Source organism: Bradyrhizobium sp. Ai1a-2 (genome assembly GCF_000426245.1).
Lineage (GTDB): Bacteria > Pseudomonadota > Alphaproteobacteria > Rhizobiales > Xanthobacteraceae > Bradyrhizobium.
Window position 1 is genome coordinate 1 of record NZ_AUEZ01000190.1, and the last position, 3,610, is coordinate 3,610.

The window sequence follows — 3,610 nt, forward strand, 5'->3', positions numbered from 1 at the left end:
GCAAGCGTCTCTTCAACCGACGCTGCCTGCGTCCACGATCTTCGAATCATGGTTGCCCATGGATTCAGAACTTCCGGAAAAATCCAACTGTAATGTTAATGGATTCCTGGTCTCGGAGCGAGAAACGATTTCCCCCTCAGCAACAGCCTCCACCAAAATCTTCAAGGAAACTGCTATTCCCGAAAATTATCGGCCGAGGGGATCCGCCATTGCGGCCTGAACGGCACGTTCCAAATTCGATTGCGACCGTCCGACGAAGATTGAGCGCAGCTCTCGTCGCGACACTATCTCGATCCCCTTGTTGCATCAGGGCAATCTCAAGTCAAAGTTGCCATCGAAATTCGTGACGCAGTAAGACTAGGAGATGGGGAGGTTGCGGTGGGCGGCGTCTCGAAATTGGGGCCGCCCCATCACATCCCCTTGATCCTCTGGCTCCTCGCGCTATATCCGGGTTTCTTCCTCTTCGATAAACCGGGTGAACGCATGACGACCACAGATACGGCTGTGCACACGCTGCCCTTCCAGGCCGAGGTTTCCGAGCTCCTGCACCTGATGGTGCACTCGGTCTATTCGGAAACCGATATCTTCCTGCGCGAGTTCGTCTCCAACGCCTCGGACGCCTGCGACAAGCTCCGCTACGAGGCGATCGCCAATCCGGCGCTGCTGGGTGAGGGCGACGCGCTCAAGATCCGCATCATTCCGAACAAGGCGGCCCAGACGCTCACGATCGCCGACAACGGCATCGGCATGGAGCGGCAGGAGCTGATCGACCATCTCGGCACCATTGCCCGCTCGGGCACCAAGGCTTTCGTGGCGAAGCTGAGGGAGGCCAAGGACGGGCTCGGCCTGATCGGCCAGTTCGGCGTCGGCTTCTATTCCGCCTTCATGGTTGCCGACAGGATCCTCGTCATCAGCCGCAGGGCCGGCGAGAGCAACGTCTGGACCTGGGCCTCGTCGGGCGGCTCCGGTTTCGAAATCGCGCGGGCGAGCGACGAAGATGCCGCGCGCATGAGCCGTGGCACGGAGATCGTGCTGCACCTGAAGGAGGATGCGAAGAAATATCTCGAAGACTACGAGATCCAGCGCATCGTCTCCGCCTATTCCGACAACATCCTCTTTCCCATCGAGCTCGTGCCGGCAGAAGGCGAGCCGCGCCAGATCAATTCGGCGAGCGCGCTGTGGCAGCGGTCGAAATCCGAGCTAACGGCCGAGGACTACAAGAAGGCCTATCAGCAGATCGCCACCGCCTTCGACGATCCCGCGATGACGCTGCACTATCGCGCCGAGGGCCGCTATTCCTACGCCGTGCTCCTGTTCGCGCCGTCGACGAAACCGTTCGACGTGTTCGAGCCGTCGCGCAAGGGAAGGGTGAAGCTTTATGTCCGGCGCGTCTTCATCACCGACGATGCCGATCTGTTGCCGGGGTACTTGCGCTTCATCCGCGGCGTCGTCGACAGCGAGGACCTGCCGCTCAACATTTCCCGCGAGATGCTGCAGAACAACCCGCAGCTCGCGCAGATCCGCAAAGCGGTTGCCACCCGCGTCGTCTCGGAGCTCGAAAGCCTCGCCGAGAAGGACGCGGAGAACTTTGCGAAAATCTGGGCGGCCTTCGGCGCCGTCCTCAAGGAAGGCATTTACGAGGACTTCGAGCGCCGCGAGAAGCTCTTGGCGCTGTCGCGCTTCACGACGACCTCGGGCGAGAAGCGCTCGCTGAAGGACGTCGTCGCCGACTTCAAGCCGAACCAGACCGAAATCTATTATCTCGTCGGCGACAGCATCGAGCGGCTGAAGTCCAGTCCACGCCTGGAGGCGGCGGCTGCCCGCGGCATCGAGGTGCTGTTGCTCACCGATCCCGTCGATGCCTTCTGGACCTCGATGCCGATGTCGTTCGACGGCAAGCCGCTGAAGTCGCTGGGCCAGGGCGATCTCAATTTCGACCTGATCCCGCGGCTCGACGAGAAGGACGAGGCGAGGAAGGACGAGCCGGCCGCCGATGAGGCTTCGACCATCGCCGTGATCAAGGTCTCGCTCGGCAAGCGCGTCAGGGACGTCAAGGCCTCGACCCGCCTCACCAGCTCCGCGTCCTGCCTCGTTGCAAGCACCGAGGGCCCGAGCCGCGAGCTCGAACGCATCCTGGCGCAGCAGAACCGCGGCATGCGCACCAAGCCGATCCTCGAGATTAACCTGCGCCATCCGATGGTGGCGGCGATCACCAGGGCCCAGGCCGACTCAACAACGGTCGACGACCTCAGCCTGCTGCTGCTCGAACAGGCGCAGATTCTGGACGGCGAATTGCCGGAAGACCCGGCGGCGTTTGCCGCGAAGCTGAACCGGCTGGTGCTGCAAGGGCTCGGCTAACGGCCCATCGCATTGCCTCGCCTTAATTGTTACCGGATGCTGACCCGTGGCCTCACGTAAAATTGCTCCCTTGGAGGCGCTACCGCCCCGGCTCCTCGATCGCAAGGCCGGGACGTACGAACTCATCCCATCGGGTCAAAAGTGGCAGACAGCACACGCGATAGAGCAGCCAACAGGCGTAGATGACATCGGCGGAGCAGCACTGCCCCTCCGACAGCGGCCCGTGAGCCACGTCGTGGCGGAGCGTCGGACCCGGTTGGAGGTTGAAGATGCGGTTCAACTCGTCGAGCAGCGGCTCGCCCATCTCCTCGAGCAGCGCAAGATCGAGGACCAGCCAGCACTGGAAAACGCGTTCGCTCTCCCGCTTGGTCGAGCCTTGCAGATCCACTCGCAGCGCCAGCGCGGCTGGAAGCTCTATTCTTTCCATGCCCCGGAGGTGGAGTGCATCGGCAAGGGCAAGGCCGCTGCACCTTACGAGTTAATGGCATGGACCACGCCCGCTCTCAGCGGCAACGTGGAGCCCCGGCGGGGCAGCAGCAGGAGCGCAAGCCATGTCGAATACGAACATTGTCACGATCGGAATCGATCTCGGGAAGAACACATTCCATGTTGTTGGTTTCGATGCCACAGGCGCAATCACGCTACGCAAGAAGCGGTCGAGAAATCAGCTTGACCAGTCGCTGGCCAATGTTCCGCGTTGTCTGATCGGAATGGAGGCGTGTGCAGGCGCACATCATCTAGGTCGCAAGCTCGAGAAATTAGGCCATCAAGTGCGGCTCTTGCCGGCACAGTACGTCAAGCCATACCTCAAGGGTCACAAGAATGATTTTCGGGATGCTGAAGCGATCGCCGAGGCCGTTCAGCGGCCGACAATGCGTTCGTCCCAGTGAAGTCGGCCGAACAACTCGATTTACAGGCACTTCACAGAGTTCGCAGTCGATTGGTGACGCAGAGAACGGCGATCATCAATCAAATCCGGGGCTTTTTGCTTGAGCGAGGACTACCAGTGCGGCAGGGAGCGGCAGCACTCCGATTGGCGCTCCCCCAAATCTTCTCGACACCTTCGGAAAGCCTGTCACCTCGGGTGGTTCGGCTCATCCAGGACTTGTCCGAGGACTGGCGCTATCTCGACCAACGCGTCGCGTTAATCACCAAAGAGCGGGGCACGTGACCCTGGAAACGGTGATTGGCGCGATGCTCGCTGCGAGGATGGCATTGTGGAACGAGTTCACCAGGCTGCATCGCGAGATGC

3 protein-coding genes and 1 pseudogene are annotated in these 3,610 nt (G+C 61.2%); 3 read left to right on the plus strand and 1 reads right to left on the minus strand.

Features of this window, described 5'->3' with window-relative positions; translation table 11 throughout:
• Together K288_RS54550 and htpG are read left to right on the plus strand one after the other, a co-directional pair.
• A partial coding sequence (locus tag K288_RS54550; protein ID WP_210164447.1) for a hypothetical protein occupies positions 1–220 on the plus strand: 220 nt, incomplete at its 5' end.
• 263 nt (positions 221–483) lie between these two features.
• Positions 484–2,358, plus strand: coding sequence for a molecular chaperone HtpG (gene htpG, locus K288_RS0142855; protein WP_027584804.1), 1,875 nt, complete (start codon positions 484–486; stop codon positions 2,356–2,358).
• A 79-nt stretch (positions 2,359–2,437) separates the two neighbouring features.
• Here the strand turns inward: htpG and K288_RS54455 are convergent, their stop codons facing one another.
• Entirely contained in the window at positions 2,438–2,746 is a 309-nt protein-coding gene (locus tag K288_RS54455; RefSeq protein ID WP_201449826.1) for a hypothetical protein, read from the minus strand.
• Positions 2,747–2,909: 163 nt separating this feature from the next.
• Between K288_RS54455 and K288_RS49025 the strand changes: the two are divergent.
• Positions 2,910–3,517 (plus strand): annotated as a pseudogene (locus tag K288_RS49025) (IS110 family transposase); the annotation flags it as partial.
• Between the last annotated feature and the right edge of the window lie 93 nt (positions 3,518–3,610).

Bases quoted from the DNA above. Each gene is read 5' to 3' on its own strand.
- htpG (WP_027584804.1), top strand. From the start codon at position 484: ATGACGACCACAGATACGGCTGTGCACACGCTGCCCTTCCAGGCCGAG.